We start from the raw sequence: 21,467 nt of genomic DNA, 5'->3' as shown, positions 1-21,467 counted from the left end.
TGTACGTGGCGCCCCGGCGCGGTGTGGCGGCGGCAACGGTCCACGCGGTGCCGCCGCCGGTCGGGTCGGTCGGGTACGTCTGGTGATGCGCGTGCGTACGCGCGGGGGTGCGGGTCAGCTGTGCGCGGCCAGGACGCCCGTGGCGAAGGACGTGTCGCACACGGGGCGGGCGTAGGACTGGGCGCGCGAGGCGCCGTAGATGCGCACCGCGGCCGTGCCGAGGGCGCGGGCGATGGAGGAGCAGTGCCGGGCGAGCGAGGGGCGTCCGTTGACGGCCCGCTGGAGGTGGGTGAGCACCGCGCCCGGGTCCTTGTCCTGGAGTTCGCTCATGAGCTGCTCGCGGAGCACGTCCTCGGGCGCGCGGGCGGCCGTCCGGGCGGGGACGGCCGCCGACGTCACGTCGGAGGCGGCCAGCACCGAGTCGGCGGGGCTGCCCGTCCAGTTGACCCGGGTGACCGCGAGGGTCCCCGAGAGCACCATGAAGACGGGCAGGACGAGGGCGAGAGTGCGGCCGATCCGGCGGGCAGGACCGCCCCGGTGGCCGCGTCGCGTCTGTGGGGTGGTGGAGTGCTTCACGCGTGTGAGGGTAGCGCCCGGTAATGACAAGAAGACACTGCGTCACCCCTTCGGGGGATGAGAAGGCGGGGATTTCCGGGTAACGGGTTGACGGGCCACCCGCCGGGGACCGCCGGGCCGCCCCACGGGAAGGGCCCCGCACGCCGAGCGTGCGGGGCCCTTCCCGGTGCCGTGGGCGGTCAGTCGGTCAGCCGCTCGCCGGTGGACGTGGAGAACACGTGGATCTCGCCCGGCCGCGGCACGACGTGCAGCGTGGAGCCCTTCTCCGGGATCTGCCGGCCGTTGACGCGGACGACCAGGTCCTTGACCTCGCCGCCGACCTCGGCGGAGCCGTACACATAGCCGTCGGCGCCGAGCTCCTCGACGACGTTGACCGAGACGGCGAGGCCGGCCGGGGCGTCGGCGGTGTCCTTCGACAGGGACGCGGCGGCGCCGCCGTTGAGCTCGACCACGTCGAAGTGCTCGGGGCGGACGCCGACGGTGACCGTGCGGTCGCCCCTGTCGGCGGCGGTCTTCAGGGCCTCCCGGTTGACCGGGACGACGCTGTTGCCGAACTTCACGCCGCCGTCGGTGATCGGGACCTCGACCAGGTTCATGGCGGGGGAGCCGATGAAGCCGGCGACGAAGAGGTTCGCGGGCTTGTCGTACATGTTCCGCGGCGAGTCGACCTGCTGGAGCAGACCGTCCTTGAGGACCGCCACCCGGTCGCCCATCGTCATGGCCTCGACCTGGTCGTGGGTGACGTAGACGGTGGTGATGCCGAGCCGGCGCTGGAGCGAGGCGATCTGCGTACGGGTGGAGACGCGGAGCTTGGCGTCCAGGTTGGACAGCGGCTCGTCCATGAGGAAGACCTGGGGCTCGCGCACGATCGCGCGGCCCATGGCGACACGCTGGCGCTGACCGCCGGAGAGCGCCTTCGGCTTGCGGTCCAGGTACTGGGACAGGTCGAGGATCTTCGCGGCCTCCTCGACCTTCTGCCGGATCTCCGCCTTCGGCACGCCGGCGATCTTGAGCGCGAAGCCCATGTTGTCGGCGACCGTCATGTGCGGGTAGAGGGCGTAGTTCTGGAACACCATGGCGATGTCCCGGTCCTTGGGCGGCAGGTGCGTGACGTCGCGGTCACCGATGCGGATGGCGCCGCCGTTGACGTCCTCCAGGCCCGCGAGCATCCGCAGGGAGGTGGACTTGCCGCAACCGGACGGGCCGACCAGGACGAGGAACTCGCCGTCCTCGATCGCGATGTCGAGTGCGTCGACGGCGGGCTTGTCGGAACCCGGGTAGATCCGGGTCGCCTTGTCGAACGTGACTGTGGCCATGGTGAATGGGCCCCCTTCTACCGGCAGGAACGTGCCGGACGATCCGTTGTAGGAAGGTGGTTGGTGTAGTCCACCGGGGTGAACTGGACCGAGACGCTACCTGGCGATCACCGGCCCTGTCAGTACCTGGGCCCCGGTGAACTTCGCGGAAATTTTCGACAGGCCCACCGCCAGACCTGGGTACACTGCACGAGCACCCAGGTGCGTGCCTCCTTAGCTCAGCTGGTCAGAGCGCCGCTCTTGTAAAGCGAAGGTCGTCGGTTCGAATCCGACAGGGGGCTCTTCGAACGCCGTGTTGACCTGTGGTTTCTTCCCAGGGAGGCGCTTCACTCGGCCCTCGGACTCCGCGTCCGGGGCCGTTTGCGTGAGCGGTGCGTGTGCGACCGCGTCACCAGGTCCCGGCCGGCCTGGACGACGGCGGTGGCGGGCCGGGCCCGGTGGACCGTCCCCAGTGGCACGAACGCCCGCCACGGATGTGGACGGCGAAGTCCCCGCTGCTCCAGTCCCCATGCTGTCCGGCCGGCGTCCGGGAGCCGGCGGTCCCGTCCATCCTGCTGCGACTCCGGCACGCGCGGGGAAGACTCCGCACCCGCACCCTGCGTCTCGGTCCCCGTGGCCTTGTGGACGGCGTGGTTCTACTGTGGGAGCAGGCAGATCCTCGCGACACGGCCTCCACCAGGAAGGGCCGCGAGGTCTTCGTCCCTACGCGAGTTTCCCCGCGCGGAGAACGCGGAAGCGCGGGGGAACCCACCCAACGGTGATCTACCTCCGGCCCCGGATGGCGGTCGTCGAGCAGACCGCACGCGTGATTGCGCACCGGCCCGCCGGGCAGTGCTCCCGTCACATCCCACGAGACAATGCGCCCAAGGCGGCCACCATGAGTATCGGGAAAAAAATCGCACACAGAGCCGAAGCGATGAAGGGCGGCGCCAAGAAGACAACCGGCCGTGCCACCGGCAGTCGGCGCCTGCAGGCGGAGGGCCGTGGAGACCAGGTCAAGGGCAACCTCAAACAAGCCGGACAAAAGATCAAGGACGCCTTCAAACACTGACCACCCCGTAAACCCTCCAGGACAACACCGAGGGGCGCCCTCGGCGCAGGCGGAACCGCGGCCACCACCCGGCCCGCAGGTAATCGCCCCGATGATGAGAAGAAACATCGCGAGAACGGCCACGGTCGTCTCTTGCGCCTCCTCCGACGCTGACTCTTTCCGGGCCCCTTTCGCTCGCAAACGTGTCCGGACAAGTCCCGGAATTCGTTGCCCCCGGCGGTGTCCGCCTCCGGTGCCGAGCCGTTTGCCTCCTTCGGAGAGAGTTTCACGATCATGACCAGACACACCACGGTCCGCCCGCCTCTCTCGGAGACGTCCGGCAGCGACTACGCCCGGTTGTCGAGAAAGATCGCCGAGGCCGGCCTGCTGGAACGCCGTCCCGGCTACTACGCGGCGCGGATCACAGTGGTGGCCGTGTTCTACGTCGGCGGGTGGGCCGCCGTCGCGCTCACAGGCGGCAGTTGGTGGTCGCTTGCGGCCGCCGCCTTCCTGGCCCTTGTCTTCGGCCAGGTCGCCCTACTCGCTCATGACGCAGCCCACCGCCAGGTGTTCCGCCGACGCAGGGGCAGCGAGGTATGCGGACGGATCGCCGGTGCCGGTATCGGGATGGGCTACGGGTGGTGGCAGGACAAGCACACCCGCCATCACGCCAACCCCAATCACGAGGAACTCGACCCCGACCTCGACCCCGACCTGCTGGTCTGGTCCCAGGACCAGGCACGGGCCGCCAAGGGGCTCCCTCGTCTGATCGGCCGCTGGCAGGCGTTCCTGTTCTTTCCGCTCCTCACGCTGGAGGCTTTCAACCTGCACGTGTCGAGCGTGAAGGCGCTGGCCAACCGCTCACTCAAACACCGAACGCTCGACGGCGCCCTGCTGTTCGCGCACTTCGCGGTCTACGTGACCGTCCTGCTCTGGCTGCTGCCGCCCGGTATGGCGATCGCCTTCCTCGCAGTCCACCAGGGCCTGTTCGGCGTCTATCTCGGCTCCGTCTTCGCTCCCAACCACAAGGGCATGCCGATCCTGACGGGCGAAGACCGCCCGGACTTCCTGCGCCGTCAGGTGCTCACCTCACGCAACGTGCGCGGCGGCTGGTTCACCGACATCGCGCTGGGCGGGCTGAACCATCAGATCGAGCACCACCTGTTCCCCAGCATGCCCAGCCCCAACCTGCGCAAGGCCCGGACCATCGTCCGGCGCTACTGCGAGAACCTGGGCGTGGACTACGTGGAAACCGGGCTGATCACCTCCTACCGACTGGCCCTCTCCAGCCTCCATCAGGCCGGAGCACCGCTCCGGCAGGCCCGTGTTCCCGCCCGGGGACGCGACAGGGCCGGAGGAAATGACCGGTAGCCATGAGGTGTGCGCAGGGTGTCGAGACCGATGAGGGGCCGGAGGCGCTGACCTGATCGCCGAGACCGGCTCGGTTGCCGGCCTCCGGCCCCTGCGTACCGGAGAACCGCAGGGCAGGCAGGAGCGACCCGATCCGCGCATCCAGGTGAATGTGCCGGATAATCGGAATTTTGCATCCCCTGATTATTGCCCTGCATTCGGGGGTTCAGAGTCGGGAAATTGCAAATCGTCATCGCTTGCAATGACCTCTGGAAGATTCCTCCGTAATATGCGCCACCAGATCGGTATCTCCGGGCGTTTGGTTATGGCCCGGTACGCCATGACCCTCACAGAATGGCCTCTTGATGAAGCTGAAGATCCCTGAAATGGGCCGCCGCCGTACCTTGCCGGGTTTGCTCGCCTCGGCCCTCGCCGCAACGGTCGCGGCCACGATGGTCGTCCTGTCGCCCGTTCAAGCAGTCGCCATTGCCACCCCCGTACCGCTGGCCACCGCGGCGAGCTTCTCCGTTCTGGCGGGCGCGGGAGTCACCAACACCGGCCCCACGGTGATCAGCCACGACCTCGGGACGCACCCGAACCCGGCCATCACCGGGTTCCCCCCCGGTGAGGTGCTCGGTGCGGTGCACGCCGCTGACGCCGTGGCGCTTCAAGCCAAGTCCGACCTGGTCACCGCGTACAACAACGCGGCGGGCCAGGCCACGGACTTCGCGCTCGCGGCGGGAATCGGCAACGGGACCACCCTGCTCCCGGGCGTCTACACCGCTTCCTCCGGTGTCGGGCTCACCGGTGATCTGATCCTTGACGCCGGGGGCAACCCGAATTCCGTCTGGGTGTTCCAGATTCCGGAGGCCCTGACGACGGCGTCCTCCAGCCGGGTGCTCCTGACGAACGGCGCCTCGCCCTGCAACGTGTACTGGCAGATCGGGAGTTCGGCCACACTAGGCACCAATTCCACCTTCGTCGGCACCATCATGGCCCTGACGGACATCCACGTGACCACGGGCACGAACATCGAGGGCCGGGCGCTGGCCCGCAATGGTGCCGTGACGCTCGACACGAACCGGATCTTCCTCGGTTCCTGCTCGACCGGCACCACCGGCGGAACCACGACCGGAACGACCACCGGCACCACGACCGGAACGACCACCGGCACCACGACCGGCGGAACCACGACCGGCACCACGACCGGCACCACCAGTGGGACCAGCACGGGTGGACTGACAAGCGGCACCATCCTCGGCGCGACCGGTGGGGGCCTCCTGGGCGGTCCCCTCGTCACCGGGGGCACCCTCACCGCGGGCAGCACCGCCGGAAACACCGCGGGCAACACCGCCGGCAACAACGTCACCACCGGGAACACCGCGGGCAACACCGCCGGTGGCGGGCACGGCGGCGCGCCGGGCGGACCGGGCCATGGTGGCGCCTCCCACCAGGGCAAACCGGGCCACGGCCATGGCGAGAAGCCGGACGCGCACAACGGCTACGGCTACGGCAGCAAGCCGAAGATCGAGGACTACATGGACTACGGGGGGGACTCCAAGGGCCACGAGGACTCCGACGGATCCGAGGGCCGCAAGAGCCACGAGGACTAGGCGACAGACCGCGCGAGGTTCCTTCCTCGGATGACGGTGCGCGGCGGGACCTCGGTTCCGTCGCGCACCGCCGGCGCGAGTCACGCGATCCCAGGCGCCGGACAGCGACAGATCAGAAGGCAGGGTGGACGTTGTCGAGCGGAATTGGATCAGCGGGTGTGAGGAAACGTGAGCAGTCCGGCTCCGGACCGCTCTCGGGGGAGGGTCATGACGACGCGGACCCGCCCGCCACCATGGCCATCGGCCCCCGCGTGCTGAGAACCGGGCTGCACAGTGCCGTGGGCCTGTGTCTGGTGGTGGCTCTGGTCCATGTCGCCGTCGTCTTCCTTGCCGTGGCTCCCTCCAATTCCTTCTCACGGCGGTACGGCCAGCAGATCAACGCATGGGTGTACCCCCTCTTCGAACAGAACTGGCGGCTCTTCGCCCCCAATCCCGACTCCTTCAACCGGCAGATCCTGGCGAGAACCGCGCGCACCGCCCCGGACGGGTCGATGCGGGTGAGCCCATGGCTCGACCTGACCGCCGTGGACCGGGCCGCGGTCAAGCACCACGTGTTTCCGAGCCACACGGCTCAGAACCTCCTGCGCCGTGCCTGGTCCTCCTACGTCGACACACACGGCGCGGACGACACGGCACGCTCGGAACGGGCCGCGATGATGCAGACGTATCTGAGCAACGTCGCCGTGGACCGTGTCACCGGCCACGACAAGGGCCGCAGATTCGACTTCATTCAGCTCCGGGTCGTCACGCGGCCCGTCGCCGCGCCCGGGGCGAGGGTCGTCAACCGGCCGCCGACGCCGGTCGAGAACCGGCTGCTGCCCTGGTGGAAGGTGACCGTCCATGGGAAATGAGCAGGCCCGCGAGCTCCCTGCCACGACGGTCGCACAGGGCGGATCGGTGGGCGGGGCACGGCCTCCCGGTACAGTCCGCCGTCCGCTCCGCGCACGGGCCGATGCCTTCTGGAACGTTCTCACCAGCCGCCCGGTGTCCTTGTACGCCACGTCGGTCCTGCGTATCGGTTACGGGTCGCTCTATCTGGTCTTTCTCCTGCGTGAGTTCCCGCACCGGCACGAGATCTGGGGTCCCGGCTCCCCGTGGACACCCACGCTGGCGGCACAGCTCTTCGACCAGACGGGCTGGTACAGCGTCCTGATCCTGTCGGACAGCCGTGCCTACTTCGAACTGTGCTACGCACTGGCTGTCATGACGTCCGCGTTGTTCATGCTGGGCTGGCGGACCCGTGCCATGTCCGTCCTGTTCGCCGTCGTGGTGACGTCGTTCCATGCGAGAGCGATCTTCATGACGGACGGGGGCGACAACCTGATCCTGCTGATGGCCTTGTACCTCGTGCTCACCGCGTGCGGTCGGCGCTGGTCCCTGGACGCGCGCAGAGAGCGGATCAAGACGACGCGTGCGGGCGGCGTGCCAGTGCGGGCGCGGAGCCTTGTCGCGCGGGAACTGCGTGCGGCCCGCCGGACGGTGGTCACTGTGGTGCACAACTGCGGCGTCTTCGTGATCGCGGCACAGGTCTGCTTCCTGTACGGATCGGCCGGTCTGTACAAGGTCCAGGGCTCGTTCTGGGGTGACGGCACCGCGCTTCACTACGTGCTGAACCTCGAACTCTTCCAGCCCTGGCCCACGCTGTCCCACGCCATGGACCAGTACCCGATCGTGATCGCGGCCGTCGGCTACCTGACCGTTCTCACCCAGGTCGCCTTCCCCTTCGTACTGTTCGGCAGGCTCAAGTACCCCGTTCTCGTCATGCTGCTGAGCATGCATGCGGGCATCGCGGTGCTCCTGGGCCTGCCCCTCTTCTCGGGCGCGATGCTCATCGCGGACGCCGTGTTCCTTCCCGACCGCTTCTACGCGTTTCTGCCCCACCTCCTTCGGCGCGGTACCAGGCGAGGCGGCGTGCGGACGCCGAGGCAGGGAACGGGGCTCGGATGTGTCCCCGTGCAGGGCGGTCACCCGGACGGTCCGGAGGAGTACAGGCCGGTGTCCCGCCCGGCAAGCGGTCGCGGTGGGCAGGCACCGTCCGGCCCGACGGGGACCCGGTAGAAGCCGCGTGGACCCGCTGAGTAGCAACCACCGCCCAGCTCGTGAACGTGCCGGTACTCCACATCCATGCGGGCACTACTCCGCGCCGCGGCGGAGCGCGGAGTAGTGTGGACAGTACCGAGGGCATTCCGCACACCGGCTGTCACGCCGGGTCGTTCTCGGCGAAAGATGAAACCCGGGCCGCCGTAGAAGCGGCCCGGAGACGGGTCCGCATCATGTCGGCGACCTTGCTTCCACCCCTGTCGCACCGCGAGCCCGCAGCGGCCCCGGCCGCGCGTCTCGCACTGAAGGCCGACGGTATCTCCCGGGGACTCCTGGACGGAGCCTGGTGGCCCCGGTCCCGGGATCTGCTGAGCGAACTGCCGGCGCTCACCGATGCGTTGGACTCCTTGTGGGGCCGCATCACCCGCATCGCCGTCAACCCGGAGCACTGGCCGGTCATCCCCCGCGAGGTTCCCGTGAACGGCCACACCGTCAAGGTCGGCTGGTTCACCCCGGAGATCGACCCGCACAAGCTACTGCTGCTCTCCTACGGCACCGGCCGCTGGGATCTCTTGGTCGTCCCGCCCGGGGCCGGGGCGGAGCCGGCGGCCCGGTTGATGGCTGCGGCGTCCGACTACGACAGCCCGGCGCTGACGGCGAGCGCGCTCATCGCCGCGGAAGAGGCACGGCACGGCGCCTTGGCGGCCGACCAGCCACCGAACCCGGACGGGGCACGGGAGCACGAAGGCGGTTCCAGGGCGTCCGCACCCGTTTCCCGCCGGGCCAGCCGACTGATCATCGGTATGTGAGGTGGCCGCCGTGGACACCTTTCCGGCAGCCGCTGCCTTACTGGTCCTCATCGCAGCGGCGGCGTGTCTGATCCACCGGTTCGACATCCGGCACGCCGGCACCATCGCCGTGTACCGGTACAGCGCCGCCCGCCTGTCCGGTCACCGCGGCCGCGGCACGCCACGGCCCCCGGTGGAACCGGACCTGTAAAGCGAAGGTCGTCGATTCGAATCCGACAGGGGGCTCCGGTGAGCCCGGGTGGGATCCGTTCCCACCCGGGCCTTTTCATGCCAGCAGGCGGGCGATCTCCAGCTGGCGGGGTTCGATGGGGCGGCCGTCCTCCACGTCCCACAGGGCGTTCTGCAGCAGCCGGCCGTACGTCCAGGCGCGGGCCCGGGCCCGGTCCAGGCCGAGGACGTCGGTCATCGCGTCGAAGCGCCAGCGGACCTCGGCCGCCTCGAACCGGTTGTCCAGGGCGGGCCACAGCTCGAAGCCGGGGTCGCCGGCCAGCGGCTTGGGGTCGATGGCGAGCCAGTCGGCGCGCTCGGCGGCCAGTACGTTCTCGTCGTGCAGGTCCCAGTGCAGCAGCCGGTCACCGGGCTCACCGGCGACCTCGCGGACGGCGGCGGCGCAGTCGGCGACGATCCGGCGGGCCGCGGGGTCGGGGATGCGGTCCAGCGCCCGGGGGGTCCGCTCCAGCATGCGCGCGGTGATGTCGCCGAGGCGGCGCAGTCCGGGCGGGGCCGGGAAGGACGTCAGATGGGCCAGCAGCCGGGCGATGACCAGGACCGCCTCGCGGGTGTCGGCGAGGTGGGCCAGCATCCGCCTCTCGTCCAGGCGCTCCAGGAGCATGGTGCCGGTGTCCGGGTCGTGGTCGAGGAGGCGTACGGCCCCGTCGCCGTCCCAGGCGCGCAGCGCGACCGGCTCGCCCTCGCTCTCCTCGTCGAGCAGTTGGAGCTTGAGGACCGCGCGGACGCCGTCGGCGCGGACCACCGGCAGCACCAGGGCGCTGACGCCGTTCATCGAGGGCCCGTCGAGCCGTAGCCCCCAGCGGTCCAGGAACTCGGCCGCGAGGTCCGGCAGCGCGGCGATGAACGCCTTGCCCGCCGCCCCGTTGTACCTCTCCTGTGTCTCGGCCAGTTCCCCGGGGATGTCGATCACGACCGGGACGATACCGGCGTGCGTCAATCGGTTCATGCGAATTAACCGGGGCCTGAGCGGGGTGCGGGCGTACCTCCGCGGTGCTCCCGGCACCCATGTGTGGCTGGCGGTCCTCTTCGTCACGACCGTCGTGCTGCACTCCATGCCGCCCGAGTTCGAGGAGAACTTCCTGCGGCACCGCTCGACGAACCTGCACGAGCTGTCGCGCGACCCCGTGCGGGTGCTGGTGGCGAGCGCGATATGGATCGAGAGCGGGCACTGGCTGCCGTACGCCTTCCTGTACACGGTGTTCCACGCGCCGGCCGAGCGCTGGCTGGGCACGGCCCGCTGGCTGGCGGTGTGCGCGCTGACCCATGTGCTCGCGTCGCTGGCGAGCGAGGCCCTGCTGCTGGTGGCGATCCGCACGGGCCGCGCCCCGCTCACGGCCGTCGACACCCTGGACATCGGGGTCAGTTACGCGCTGGCCGGGGTGATCGCGGTGCTCGGCTACCGGATCGCGGTGCCCTGGCGGTACGGGTATCTGGCGGCGGTGCTCGCCGTGTTCGCGCTGCCGCTGGCCGCCGGCCCTACCGTCACGGACGTCGGCCACCTCCTCGCGGCGCTGAGTGGTCTGGCCTGCCATCCGCTGGTCAGGGGGCGGGGAAAAGCATGGAATCCGAAGGAGACACCGGCCCGGCCCAGGGGTTAACGTCCCGGCCATGAACAGCTCGGCAAGCAGTGCCGTCAACGGCGGCGTCTCGTTCTGGTACGCGGACGACGGGCTTCCGGCGGTGCGCGAGCCGCTGACCGGGGACGCGTCCGCGGACGTCGTCATCGTCGGCGGCGGGTACACCGGCCTGTGGACGGCGTACTACCTGAAAAAGGCGGCGCCCTTCCTGCGGATCACCGTGCTGGAGCAGAAGTTCTGCGGCTACGGCGCCTCCGGCCGCAACGGCGGCTGGCTGTACAACGGCATCGCGGGCCGGGACCGGTACGCCCGGCTGCACGGCCACGAGGCCGCCGTACGGCTGCAGAAGGCGATGAACGACACGGTCGCCGAGGTGGTCGCGGTCGCCCGCGCCGAGGGCATCGACGCCGACATCGAGCAGGGCGGTGTCCTGGAAGTGGCCACCACCCCGGCGCAGTTGGCGCGGCTGAAGGCGTTCCACGCGCAGGAGCTGGCCTACGGCGAGACGGACCGGGAGCTGTACGGCGCCCGCCGGACCGCCGAGCGGATCCGGGTCGCGGACGCGGTCGGCTCCACCTGGACCCCGCACGGTGCCCGGCTGCACCCGGTGAAGCTGGTCAAGGGGCTCGCGGCGGCCGTGGAGGCGCTCGGGGTGACCATCCACGAGTCGACACCGGTGACGGAGATCCGCCCGAAGCACGCGGTCACCCCCTACGGCACGGTCCGCGCGCCCTACGTCCTGCGCTGCACCGAGGGCTTCACCGCCGCCCTCAAGGGCCAGCGGCGGACCTGGCTGCCGATGAACTCCTCGATGATCGCGACCGAGCCGCTGACCGGGGAGCAGTGGGCGGCGATCGGCTGGGCGGGCCGCGAGACCCTCGGCGACCTGGCGCACGCCTACATGTACGCGCAGCGCACGGCCGACGGCCGGATCGCGCTCGGCGGGCGCGGGGTGCCGTACCGCTTCGGCTCGCGCACCGACAACGACGGCCGCACGCAGGAGGCGACCATCGCGGCGCTGCGCGACATCCTGACCCGCTTCTTCCCGTCCCTGGCGGGCGTGCGGATCGAGCACGCCTGGTCGGGGGTACTCGGCGTGCCGCGCGACTGGTGCGCCACCGTCACGCTGGACCGCTCCACCGGCCTCGGCTGGGCGGGCGGCTACGTCGGCTCCGGCGTCGCCACCGCCAACCTGGCCGCCCGCACCCTGCGCGACCTGGTCCGGCAGGACTCCGGCCAGGGCGGACGGACCGAGCTGACGGAGCTGCCCTGGGTGGGCCACCGGGTCCGCAAGTGGGAGCCGGAACCCTTGCGCTGGCTGGGCGTGCAGGGCATGTACGCCACCTACCGCGCGGCCGACCGGCGCGAACGCCGCTACCCGGACACCCGGTCCTCCCGGCTGGCCCGCCTGGCGGACCGGGTGGCGGGCCACCACTGACGCATCTGACATTCCGGCCTTTTCGCAGCTCAGGCGGATTGTCAGTGGCGGGGTGCAGCATGGGGGCATGGTGAGGCGAGCGACGGAGGGCCGGCCCGGGGGCCGGACGGCGGTACGGAGCGCACGGCGGCCGGAGCCGCGGCTGCCGGCCCTGGATCCCTGGGACGGCGGCGCACTGGAGCCCGACGGGGACTACGACGGGCTGGAGTTCCGGGCGCTGGACCTGGCCGGGCAGGACGCGCGGGGTGCCCGGTTCATGGACTGCGCGCTGACGGGCTGCGTCCTGGACGAGACGGCGCTGGGCAGAGCCCGGGTGCTGGACTCGGTCCTGACCGGCCTGCGCGGGATCGGCACCGGGCTCGCGGAGGCCACGTTCCGCGATGTCGAGCTGGTCGACGCGCGGCTGGGCGGCACCCAGATGCACGGGGCGGTGCTGGAGCGGGTCGTGGTCCGGGGCGGGAAGATCGACTTCCTGAATCTGCGCGAGGCCCGGCTGAAGGACGTCGTGTTCGAGTCCTGCGTGCTGGTCGAGCCGGACTTCGCGGGGGCGCGGCTGGAGCGGGTGGAGTTCACCGACTGCGCCCTGAGAGGGACCGACTTCGGCAACGCGACGCTGGTGGACGTCGATCTGCGCGGCGCCGCGCCGCTGGAGATCGCCCGGGGCCTGGACCGCCTGTCCGGCGCGGTGATCGGGACGGGCCAACTGCTGGACCTGGCCCCGCTGCTGGCGGCCGAGCTGGGCATACGGGTGACGGACTGAGCCACGGCGGCCGGGCGGGCCTCAGGGGTGGGCGGGCTTGCCGTCCCCGTACAGCCAGTCCTTCCAGAGGGTGCGGAAGTCCTTGCCCGGGGCCTTCCTCTCCACGTAACGGACGAAGTCGGCGGTGTCGGCGGTGCCGTGGCGGTGGGCGGCGGCCCAGCCCTGGACGATGTCGTAGAAGGCGTCGTCGCCGACGGCCTGGCGGATCTTGTGCACGACCATCGCGCCGCGCTGGTAGACGGGCGCGTCGGAGAGGTGCGCGGCGCTCGTCGGCCGGGCCGGCGGGAAGGCCCAGAGGTCGTCGGGGCCGTCCTCGTAGAAGCTGGTGAAGGTCTCCTGGGCGGTGGGCCCGTCGTGGTCCTCGTCGTAGAGCCACTCCGCGTAGGTCGCGAAGCCCTCGTTGAGCCACATGTCCCGCCAGGACGCGGGACCGACCGAGTCGCCGTACCACTGGTGGACGAGTTCGTGCACCAGGGTGGAGACGTCGGGCGGGCCGGGGAAGACGGGGCGGCTCTGGGTCTCCAGGGCGTAACCGGCGTCGCCCGGGCGGTCCACGATCGCGCCGGCGGAGGAGAAGGGGTACGGGCCGAAGTTGGTCTCCGCCCAGTCCAGGATCTCCGGGATCCGCGCGAGCACGCCGGCGCTCGCCGCGGCCTGGCCGGGGTCGACGGCGGTGACGATCGGCAGGCCGTGCGGGCCCGTGGTGCGGGCGACGTCGAAGCGGCCGACGGCGACGGTGGCGAGATAGCTCGCCATGGGCTGGGCCGACTGCCAGCGGTAGGTCGTACGGCCGCCCTTCGTGGTCCGGTCCGTCTGCTCGCCGTTCGAGACGGCCTTGAAGGCCGTGGGGACGGTGACCGCGATGTCGTAGGTCGCCTTGTCGGAAGGGTGGTGATTGCCGGGGAACCAGGCCATGGAGCCGACGGGTTCACCGAGCGCGAGGGCGCCGTCGGCGGTGGGCAGCCAGCCCTCCTTCGAGCCGTCGGGGTCGGTGAGGGTGCGCGGGGTGCCCGAGTAGCGGACGGTCGCGCGGAAGGTCTCGCCCTTGCTGAGGTCGGTGTGCGGGCGGACGGTGAGTTCCTGCCCGGTGCGGTTCCAGCGGGCCTTCTCGCCCTCCACGTCGACCGACTCGACGTGCAGTCCGGCGAGGTCGAGATCGAACGCGGACAGGTCGCGGGTGGCCCGGGCGGTGATGACCGCGGTGCCGGTGAGCCGCCGGGTGGCCGGGGTGTAGTCCAGGGCGAGGCTGTAGTGCGCGACGTCGTAGCCGCCGTTGCCGGCCTTCGGAAAGTACGGGTCGCCCACGCCGGAGCCGCCCGGGGCGCCCCGGACACCGCCGTCGCACGCGGTGCCGGTCAGGGCGAGGGCCAGCAGTGCCGCGACGGCCGGGACAAGGCGTACCGATCTGGACATGTCAGCGATCTTAGGCGGACGGGCCGTACGGCGGGCGGGGCGCACCGCGGGCGGACCGTCGGAGGCTCGGCTGCTACCGCTGAGGATCCCGGGCCGGCCGGCGTGACACCATCTCCCCGTGCTCGACATCGGCTATGCCCTCTCCAACCGGTTCCCGGACCCGCCGCAGACCGACTACCGGCGCGCGGACACGCACGCCCTGCGGCACGACCTGTTCTGCGGGGACGTCTATCTCGCGGACACCGAGACCGACCGGGAGCTGTCCACAGCCTGGGGATGGGTGCCGGTGCTGGACTTCGCGTGGGCGCTGTGCGACATCGTCGAGCAACTGGACCGGGACCCGATGGGCTCCCGGGCCGCCCGGCCGCAGCGGGCGGAGCTGGACTTCACCGAGTCCACCGACCGGATGCTGTTCGAGCGCCGCTTCGGCTGGGTCGACATCACCTCGGACTGGTCCCCGGCCGAGGAGCCCCCGCTCTCCTTCTCCCACGCCGAACTGCGCCGGGAGGCCCGGGACTTCCTGCACGACCTGCTGGCGGACCTCACCGACCTGCACGAAGACCTGGCGGAGAACCCGGCGATCTGGACCCTCCAGGCCCGTTTCCCGAGGGTGCCGTAGGGCCGGCCCGGCGACAGGGCGGACCCCCGGGCCGGGGCCCGGGGGTCCGTCGCGTACGGCGGTGTCGTCAGACGTTGACGCCGAAGTCCTGGGCGATGCCGACCAGGCCCGAGGCGTAGCCCTGGCCGACCGCGCGGAACTTCCACTCCGCGCCGTTGCGGTACAGCTCGCCGAAGACCATGGCCGTCTCGGTGGCCGCGTCCTCGGACAGGTCGTAGCGGGCGATCTCGGCGCCGCCGGCCTGGTTGACGATGCGGATGTAGGCGTTGCGGACCTGGCCGAAGTTCTGGCCGCGGTTCTCGGCGTCGTAGATGGACACCGGGAAGACGATCTTGTCGATGTCGGCCGGGAGCGCGGCCAGGTCGACGTTGATCGCCTCGTCGTCGCCGGCGCCCTCGCCCGTGCGGTTGTCGCCCGTGTGGACGATCGAGTTGTCCGGGGTCTGCTTGTTGTTGAAGAACACGAAGTGGGCGTCCGAGTAGACCTTGCCCTGCGTGTTCACCGCGATGGCGGAGGCGTCCAGGTCGAAGTCCGTGCCGGTGGTGGTGCGGACGTCCCAGCCGAGGCCCACGGTGACGGCGGTCAGGCCCGGAGCCTCCTTGGTGAGCGAGACGTTGCCACCCTTGGACAGGCTTACAGCCATGTTGGGAGTCCCTTCCTTGGATACCCGTGCACATCCGTGCACATCTGTGCCGACGAAGCTTGCCGACGAAGCTACCGTCACCCGGACAACGACGCGGGGGGTCCCCTCGGTTCCGGATGGCTTTACCTTTTTTACCGAGCCCGGGTCAGGGCGTTCCGTAAGGGGCGGACCGGGGGCCGGAAATCCAGGTGACGTGCGCCGGGCCGGGCCGGGAACATGGAGGGCATGTCCGGGCCCTATCTCATCCGTGGTTCGGTCTCGCTGCCCGAGGCCGAGCTGATGTGGCGTTTCTCCAGGTCGTCAGGGCCCGGCGGACAGCACGTCAACACCAGCGACTCACAGGTGGAGCTGCGCTTCGACCTCGCGCGCACCGAGGCGCTGCCGCCCGTGTGGAAGGAGCGGGCGCTGCACCGGCTGGCCGGCCGCCTCGTGGACGGGGTGGTGACCGTACGGGCCTCCGAGCACCGCTCGCAGTGGCGCAACCGGGAGGCCGCCGCCGTACGCCTCGCCGCGCTCCTCGCGGAGGCCACCGCGCCCCCGCCCAAGCCCCGCAAGCCCACCCGCATCCCGCGCGGCATCAACGAACGCCGACTGCGCGAGAAGAAGCAGCGCTCGGAGACGAAGCGGGGCCGGTCGGGCCGCGAGTGGGGGTAGCGGGCGGGCCGCTGTCACATCCGCGGCCGTTCCGTCGTCGGAAGTGGTGACAGCGCCGAGGACGACGACGGAAGAGGCCGGAACCGCCATGACCACCGACAACGACTTTCTCGCCGAGCGGTTCGAGGCGTACCGCGGGCATCTGCGGGCCGTCGCCTACCGGATGCTCGGCTCCGCCGCCGAGGCCGAGGACGCCGTGCAGGAGGCGTGGGTCCGGCTGAGCCGGTCCGGCACGGGGGAGGTGACCAACCTCGGCGGCTGGCTGACGACCGTGGTCGGCCGGGTCTGCCTCGACATGCTGCGCTCGCGCCGTACCCGGGGCGAGGAGCCGCTGGAGAGCCGGCTGCCGGCGCCGTCCGAGGAACCGGACCCCGCGCAGCGCGCCCTGCTCGCCGACTCCGTGGGGCTCGCCCTGCTGGTCGTCCTGGACACCCTCTCGCCGGCCGAGCGGCTGGCGTTCGTGCTGCACGACATGTTCGGCGTGCCGTTCGAGGAGATCGCCGGCGTCCTCGGGCGCACCCCGGCCTCGGCGCGGCAGCTCGCCAGCCGGGCCCGGCGCCGGGTGCGGGGGGCCGAGGCGCCGGAGGCCGATCTGGCGCGGCAGCGGAGGGTGGTGGACGCCTTCCTGGCCGCCGCCCGGGACGGTGACTTCGAGGGGCTGCTCGCGGTGCTCGACCCGGACGTGGAGGCCCGCACGGAGTCCGGTGTGAACAGCGGTGCGGCCGGGGTCGCCGCGGGCGCGGTGAGCTTCGCCCACCTGGCGCGGGTCGCGCGTCCGGCGCTGATCGACGGCGTCACCGGCCTGGCCGTGTTCGCCGACGGCCAGGTGACGCGGGTCCTGGCCTTCGCCTTCGCCGCCGACCGCATCACGGAGATCGACATCGTCACCGACCCGTCCCGCCTGGCGGAGCTGACGGTGGAGGAGGTGTAGCCCCCGGGGGGGGCCGGTTCGTGGTGGAGGCGCGGCTCGGCGATGGCCCATCCCGCCGGGACCGGCCCAGGTCGGGTGCGGCTCGGCGAGGGCCTGCACCGGCCGGGGCCGGGTCGGATGGGGGTCCGGCTCGGCGAGGCCCGGCCAGTCGGGGACGTGGCGCGGCGCGGGCCGGTTCCGGCGGAAGCCCCGCGCAGCCGAGCCGGCCGGGCCCGATTTCCTCCAGCCGAGGCCGGCCAGGTCATGTTTCCCCGGCCGTGAACGGACCGGCCCCCCCCCGCTCACAGCTCCAGTACCCCCACCACCTGGTCCCCGTCGGTCTCCCCGGTCGGGCGGAAGCCCAGGCGGGCGTAGAAGTCGCCGGGGCCGTGCGGGCCGGGGTGCCAGTCGGCGTACAGGTGGGTGCCGCCGCGGCGGCGGATCTCGGTGGCCACCGCGTCCACAGCGAACCGGCCGTAGCCCCGGCCCTGTTCGCCGGCCGCGATGTTCAGCCGCCACAGCCCGGAGCGGTACAGGCTACCGTCGCCGTGCCAGTCGATGCCGAAGTAGGCCATCACGAAGCCGACCGCCCGGCCGTCGTCGGTGATCAGCCGGGGCCAGGCGACGCCGTCCGGGTGGACGTACGCCTCGGCGAGCGAGCGCACCACCGGTGCGACGGCGTGCTCCTGGTCGGGGCGGACGCGCAGGGCGACGGCGGTCTCGAAGTTCCGTGGGGTCACCACTTCCAGGCGAGGTGTCATCGGCGCACCGTAGGCACGCCGGCCCCGCCTCGGCCACGGAATTTCCCGGCTCAGCCCAGCTGGCGGTAGCGGCCGCGGAAGTACAGCAGCGGGCCGCCCTCGGCGCTGGGCACGCGCGCGGTGAGGACGCGGCCGATGACCAGGGTGTGGTCCCCGGCGGCCACCCGCTGCTCGGTGCGGCACTCCAGGGTGGCCAGCGCGCCGCCGACCAGCGGGGCGCCGGTGACCTCGCCACGGCGGTAGGGGATGTCCTCGAAGAGCAGCCGGTCGCTGATCCGGCCCTTCATGGCGAAGCGGCCCGCGATGTGCCGCTGGCTCTCGGCGAGGACCGACACCGCCCACAGCGGCTGCTCGGCGAGCAGGTCGTCCATGCGGGCGCCCTCGCGCAGGCTGACCATGACCAGCGGCGGGTCGAGGGAGACCGACAGGAACGCGGTGGCGGTCATGCCGACGTCCTCCACCCCCGGCGCCAGGGGGTCGTCCGGGTCCAGCGGCGGTTCCTGCGCGGTCACCAGGACCACGCCCGCGGCCAGCCGGGACATCGCGGCCCGGAACTCGTCGTTGCTCACCCCCTCAGCATGCCCGGAAGGCAGGGGGGTGGCGGTGGAGGGAGTCTTCAGCACACCGCAAACGCTAGTCTTCGCCCGGTGCGGCGGGCATCGGGCCCTGGCCCGAGCCGGGTCCTAGGTCGCGAGGACCAGCGGCGCGCTCGTCGCGTGCATGATGTGAACGGGCGCGCACCGTGTGTCTTCGCAAGTCGCACGGGGCAAACGCAGAAACAGCACTCAATTGTTCACGTTTCCTTGTGACTTGAGTCACAAGAGGCGGGAATTGTTGACCCTGTGTACCGAGTGGGCAGCGCGCTGTGATTCAGTGGCGGGGAGCCGCAAGGACAACGCGCACAGCATGACGAAGAGCCGCCGCTGACAACGCGGGAGAAGCGCCGAAGGCATCCCTTGATTCGCTGCGAGGTCTCGGGGGGAGGGCGAGCATGGAGACCGAGTCGGAGCCGTATGTCCGTCTTGCGTCCCTGCGACAGCTGCACCAGGTCATGGCCGACATGAACACGGCACGCAGCCTGGCGGACACACTGCAGACCGTCGCCGACGGCGCCGTCAGCGCCCTCGGCTACGAGATGGCGGCCGTCAACCTCGTCCGCCCCGACGGCGACCTGGTGGTCGCCGCCTTCTCCGGCAACCCCGCCGCCGAGGCCCTGATCACCGGCCGGGTCGGCTCCCGCGCGTCCTGGGAGCGGCGGCTGAGCATGGGCGAACGCTGGGGCGACCTGATCTTCATACCGCACACCGAGGGCTGGGTCCTGGACGACGACGACGTCCCCCAGTGGTTCACCGACGGCCCCGAGCCGCGCTTCGAGGACGAGTGGCACCCCTCCGACCGGCTCTTCGCGCCCATGTACACCCCCGGTGCCCAGGGCGGCTCCTCCGGTGAACTGCTCGGCGTCATATCCGTCGACCGGCCGCGCAACGGCCGCCGTCCCGGTGCCTGGGGCCGCGAGGCCCTCCAGATGTACGCCTTCCAGGCCGCCATCGCGATCAGCAACGCCCGGCTGCGCTCCAACATGCAGCGCGCCCTGGTCCGGCTGGAGCGCGAGCAGCAGGCCCTGCGCGCCAGCGAGGAGTCCTTCAGGCAGGCGTTCGAATACGCCCCCTCCGGCATGGCCATCGCCGAGATGGGCGGCGACCAGCACGGCCGCATCCTGCGCACCAACGACGCGCTGTGCCGGCTGCTCGGCCGCCCCGCGTCCGCGATGCGCCGCTACTCCTTCGCCGACCTCGTCCACCCCGAGGACATCGGCACCCTGCTGCGCACCTCCGCCGAGGGCGGACGCGCCGAGCTCCGCCTGGGCCGCCGCGACGGCAGCTACGTCTGGGTGTCGCTGCGCAACAGCGTGGTCGCGGACGCCGCCGACGGGCCGCGCTTCCTGCTCACCCACGTGGAGGACATAGAGGAGCGCAAGCGGCGCGAACTCCAGCTCGCGCACCGCGCCTCGCACGACTCGCTGACCGGTCTGCCGAACTCCGCCGAGCTGCGCTCGCGCCTGGCGGCCCGGCTGTGCCGGCGCCCCGCCCACGCCGGCGCCCCGGACTCCCTGGACGCGGCCTACGGCCACCCCGCCTACGACATCCCGGCCGGCCACGGCTTCGACTTCGCGCCGGGCGCCGAGGCGTACGACGCCTACGACCACCATGTGCACACGGTCGCCCCCGAGGACGGCCGGGACGACGGCGCCAAGGGGCTCGCGGTCCTCTTCTGCGACCTCGACGGCTTCAAGTCGATCAACGACCGGTTCGGGCACAACGCGGGCGACGCGGTCCTCATCGAGGTCGCCCGGCGGCTGAGCAACGGCGTCCGGGACGGGGACACGGTGGCCCGGCTCGGCGGCGACGAGTTCGTGATCCTCGCCGACGGCCTCGGCCGGGCCGACGCCCAGGACCTCGCCGTACGGCTGCGCAACGAGATCATCCAGCCGATCCGGGCCGAGGGCCGGTCCGTCCGGGTGGGCGCGAGCTTCGGCATCGGGTGGGCGCACTGCGGCATGACGGCGGACGAGGTGCTGAAGTCCGCCGACGAGCGGATGTACGTAGAGAAACGATCTCGTCCCAAACAGCATCGCCGCGCGGGATGAACCGCAGGTCAGCGGGCTGACGCGATCCGGGTCACCCGTTTGGGCGACGGAGAGCGGGTAGGCTCGCCATTCCAACCCGTACCCCATCCGCCCGCACCTGTTGAGGAGTACCAAGGGATGACGCCCGGCGACAACGGCGCGAGCACGCCCGAGGACGACGACCCGTTCGGCTACCTGTACGCAGACGGCCAGGCACGGGGAGCCCAGCCGCCGTCCGGCGGCGGTTACGGCTACCCGAATTCGGTCAGCAGGGTGCGCACGGTCGGCGAGCGCCGGTACGGCCAGCAGCCGGGGTCCCACGGTCAGCCGCCGCAGGGCACGTACGGCCAGGGCGTCCCGCAGCAGGGTCCCTACGGCCAGCCGAACGCCCACTACCAGGCCCCGGAGACGCTGCCGGGCGGCGCGCCCCCGGCCGGCCGCCGGACCGCGCCGCCCGCGCCCGGCCGTCGCGGTCCGAACACCAAGGGCCTGCTGATCGGCGCGATAGCCGTGGTCGCCGCGGTCGTCATAGGCATCGGCGTCGCGATGATCAACGACAACACCGAGGACGACAAGTCCGGCAACCAGGCCACCCCGGCCCCGACCCAGTCCCAGAGCCAGTCCCCGAGCCCGACGGGCAGCAGCTCGCCCACGGCCGGGGAGCTCCCGAAGACCGACGCCGCGAGCAGCTCGGTCCAGCTGTCCGGCGGCGCGGCCCCGGCCTCGGACGTCCAGGGCGCGCAGGCGGCCGGCGGCACCTACGTGGGCGGCCTGAACACGGCGGGCGCGTCGGTGACCTGGACGGTCGACAACATCCCCGAAGAGGGTCCGTACACCATCTTCACGCGCTACAGCGTGACCGGTGAGGACCAGTCGATGACGGTGTCCGTCAACGGCAAGGAGTTCGGCAGCAAGATCCGGTTCCGCAACTGGCGCCATGCCGCCGAGGGCGACTTCACCAAGGGCTGGACCACCTCCTATGTGTGGCCCACCCTCGACAAGGGCCGCAACACCATCTCGATCTCCTGCCAGCCCGGCGACAAGTGCAACGTCCTGCTGGACCAGATGTGGATCAAGAAGGGCCGCGTCACCAGCTAGGGC

22 protein-coding genes and 1 tRNA gene are annotated in these 21,467 nt (G+C 71.3%); 16 read left to right on the top strand and 7 right to left on the bottom strand.

Annotation, left to right across the window (positions count from 1 at the left end):
- Positions 1-114 precede the first annotated feature (114 nt).
- Positions 115-576, bottom strand: a complete 462-nt coding sequence (locus tag IH25_RS0120520; RefSeq protein ID WP_030612262.1) for a hypothetical protein — start codon at positions 574-576, stop codon at positions 115-117.
- Positions 577-755: 179 nt separating this feature from the next.
- Complete coding sequence (locus tag IH25_RS0120515) at positions 756-1,892, bottom strand: ABC transporter ATP-binding protein (RefSeq protein WP_030612258.1); 1,137 nt, start codon at positions 1,890-1,892, stop codon at positions 756-758.
- A gap of 207 nt (positions 1,893-2,099) precedes the next feature.
- Here IH25_RS0120515 and IH25_RS0120510 point away from each other — a divergent pair.
- The 8 genes from IH25_RS0120510 to IH25_RS37640 all read left to right on the top strand — a co-directional run bounded on the left by IH25_RS0120510 (position 2,100) and on the right by IH25_RS37640 (position 8,924).
- A tRNA-Thr gene (locus IH25_RS0120510) sits at positions 2,100-2,173 on the top strand.
- 476 nt (positions 2,174-2,649) lie between these two features.
- On the top strand, positions 2,650-2,943 hold the full coding sequence (locus IH25_RS43220) for a CsbD family protein (RefSeq protein ID WP_037655322.1): 294 nt from the start codon (positions 2,650-2,652) through the stop codon (positions 2,941-2,943).
- Between the two features lie 273 nt (positions 2,944-3,216).
- Positions 3,217-4,293, top strand: coding sequence for a fatty acid desaturase family protein (locus tag IH25_RS0120500; protein ID WP_030612255.1), 1,077 nt, complete (start codon positions 3,217-3,219; stop codon positions 4,291-4,293).
- Between the two features lie 344 nt (positions 4,294-4,637).
- Positions 4,638-5,885, top strand: coding sequence for an ice-binding family protein (locus tag IH25_RS0120495; protein ID WP_030612252.1), 1,248 nt, complete (start codon positions 4,638-4,640; stop codon positions 5,883-5,885).
- Between the two features lie 158 nt (positions 5,886-6,043).
- Positions 6,044-6,736 (top strand): DUF5819 family protein, encoded by a 693-nt coding sequence (locus tag IH25_RS0120490; RefSeq protein WP_245172842.1) that lies wholly within the window; start codon positions 6,044-6,046, stop codon positions 6,734-6,736.
- Positions 6,726-7,943 carry an HTTM domain-containing protein gene (locus IH25_RS0120485; protein ID WP_051754060.1) on the top strand — a complete coding sequence of 406 codons (1,218 nt, stop codon included), beginning with the start codon at positions 6,726-6,728 and terminating at the stop codon, positions 7,941-7,943. Before IH25_RS0120490 ends, IH25_RS0120485 begins: the two co-directional genes overlap by 11 nt.
- Before the next feature lie 107 nt (positions 7,944-8,050).
- Positions 8,051-8,734 (top strand): DUF5994 family protein, encoded by a 684-nt coding sequence (locus IH25_RS0120480; protein ID WP_030612240.1) that lies wholly within the window; start codon positions 8,051-8,053, stop codon positions 8,732-8,734.
- 10 nt (positions 8,735-8,744) lie between these two features.
- Entirely contained in the window at positions 8,745-8,924 is a 180-nt protein-coding gene (locus IH25_RS37640) for a hypothetical protein (RefSeq protein ID WP_157846995.1), read from the top strand.
- A 75-nt stretch (positions 8,925-8,999) separates the two neighbouring features.
- On the opposite strand, the gene IH25_RS0120470 is transcribed toward IH25_RS37640, so the two are convergent.
- Positions 9,000-9,911 carry an aminoglycoside phosphotransferase family protein gene (locus tag IH25_RS0120470; protein ID WP_037655318.1) on the bottom strand — a complete coding sequence of 304 codons (912 nt, stop codon included), beginning with the start codon at positions 9,909-9,911 and terminating at the stop codon, positions 9,000-9,002.
- Here IH25_RS0120470 and IH25_RS0120465 point away from each other — a divergent pair.
- The 3 genes from IH25_RS0120465 to IH25_RS0120455 all read left to right on the top strand — a co-directional run bounded on the left by IH25_RS0120465 (position 9,910) and on the right by IH25_RS0120455 (position 12,740).
- A complete protein-coding gene (locus tag IH25_RS0120465) occupies positions 9,910-10,563 on the top strand; it encodes a rhomboid-like protein (protein ID WP_030612234.1) in 654 nt (217 codons plus the stop codon). The genes IH25_RS0120470 and IH25_RS0120465 overlap by 2 nt on opposite strands.
- A 10-nt stretch (positions 10,564-10,573) precedes the next feature.
- Positions 10,574-11,980: an NAD(P)/FAD-dependent oxidoreductase gene (locus tag IH25_RS0120460; RefSeq protein ID WP_030612231.1), complete on the top strand. Its 1,407-nt coding sequence runs from the start codon at positions 10,574-10,576 to the stop codon at positions 11,978-11,980.
- A gap of 67 nt (positions 11,981-12,047) precedes the next feature.
- Positions 12,048-12,740 carry a pentapeptide repeat-containing protein gene (locus IH25_RS0120455; RefSeq protein WP_030612229.1) on the top strand — a complete coding sequence of 231 codons (693 nt, stop codon included), beginning with the start codon at positions 12,048-12,050 and terminating at the stop codon, positions 12,738-12,740.
- A 21-nt stretch (positions 12,741-12,761) separates the two neighbouring features.
- Here IH25_RS0120455 and IH25_RS0120450 read toward each other — a convergent pair whose 3' ends face one another.
- Entirely contained in the window at positions 12,762-14,153 is a 1,392-nt protein-coding gene (locus IH25_RS0120450) for a M1 family metallopeptidase (protein WP_030612226.1), read from the bottom strand.
- Between the two features lie 118 nt (positions 14,154-14,271).
- Between IH25_RS0120450 and IH25_RS0120445 the strand changes: the two genes are divergently transcribed.
- On the top strand, positions 14,272-14,772 hold the full coding sequence (locus IH25_RS0120445; protein ID WP_030612224.1) for a hypothetical protein: 501 nt from the start codon (positions 14,272-14,274) through the stop codon (positions 14,770-14,772).
- A 67-nt stretch (positions 14,773-14,839) separates the two neighbouring features.
- Here IH25_RS0120445 and IH25_RS0120440 read toward each other — a convergent pair whose 3' ends face one another.
- Positions 14,840-15,415 carry a TerD family protein gene (locus IH25_RS0120440; RefSeq protein WP_030612221.1) on the bottom strand — a complete coding sequence of 192 codons (576 nt, stop codon included), beginning with the start codon at positions 15,413-15,415 and terminating at the stop codon, positions 14,840-14,842.
- Between the two features lie 216 nt (positions 15,416-15,631).
- Between IH25_RS0120440 and arfB the strand changes: the two genes are divergently transcribed.
- Both arfB and IH25_RS0120430 read left to right on the top strand, forming a co-directional pair.
- A complete protein-coding gene (gene arfB / locus IH25_RS0120435) occupies positions 15,632-16,069 on the top strand; it encodes an alternative ribosome rescue aminoacyl-tRNA hydrolase ArfB (protein ID WP_030612215.1) in 438 nt (145 codons plus the stop codon).
- A gap of 88 nt (positions 16,070-16,157) precedes the next feature.
- Positions 16,158-17,000, top strand: coding sequence for a sigma-70 family RNA polymerase sigma factor (locus IH25_RS0120430; protein WP_030612212.1), 843 nt, complete (start codon positions 16,158-16,160; stop codon positions 16,998-17,000).
- Between the two features lie 281 nt (positions 17,001-17,281).
- Here IH25_RS0120430 and IH25_RS0120420 read toward each other — a convergent pair whose 3' ends face one another.
- Together IH25_RS0120420 and IH25_RS0120415 are read right to left on the bottom strand one after the other, a co-directional pair.
- Complete coding sequence (locus IH25_RS0120420; RefSeq protein ID WP_030612208.1) at positions 17,282-17,740, bottom strand: GNAT family N-acetyltransferase; 459 nt, start codon at positions 17,738-17,740, stop codon at positions 17,282-17,284.
- Between the two features lie 50 nt (positions 17,741-17,790).
- Positions 17,791-18,282 carry a flavin reductase family protein gene (locus IH25_RS0120415; protein ID WP_363850490.1) on the bottom strand — a complete coding sequence of 164 codons (492 nt, stop codon included), beginning with the start codon at positions 18,280-18,282 and terminating at the stop codon, positions 17,791-17,793.
- 449 nt (positions 18,283-18,731) lie between these two features.
- On the opposite strand from IH25_RS0120415, the gene cdgB reads away from it, so the two are divergent.
- Both cdgB and IH25_RS0120405 read left to right on the top strand, forming a co-directional pair.
- On the top strand, positions 18,732-20,387 hold the full coding sequence (gene cdgB, locus IH25_RS0120410; protein ID WP_030612203.1) for a diguanylate cyclase CdgB: 1,656 nt from the start codon (positions 18,732-18,734) through the stop codon (positions 20,385-20,387).
- Between the two features lie 117 nt (positions 20,388-20,504).
- On the top strand, positions 20,505-21,464 hold the full coding sequence (locus tag IH25_RS0120405; RefSeq protein WP_030612200.1) for a carbohydrate-binding protein: 960 nt from the start codon (positions 20,505-20,507) through the stop codon (positions 21,462-21,464).
- Positions 21,465-21,467 lie beyond the last annotated feature (3 nt).

The organism is Streptomyces achromogenes subsp. achromogenes (genome assembly GCF_000720835.1).
In the GTDB taxonomy this organism is placed as follows: domain Bacteria; phylum Actinomycetota; class Actinomycetes; order Streptomycetales; family Streptomycetaceae; genus Streptomyces; species Streptomyces achromogenes.
Note: the sequence above shows the minus strand (reverse complement) of the source record. Positions and strands in the feature narration are given on the sequence as shown.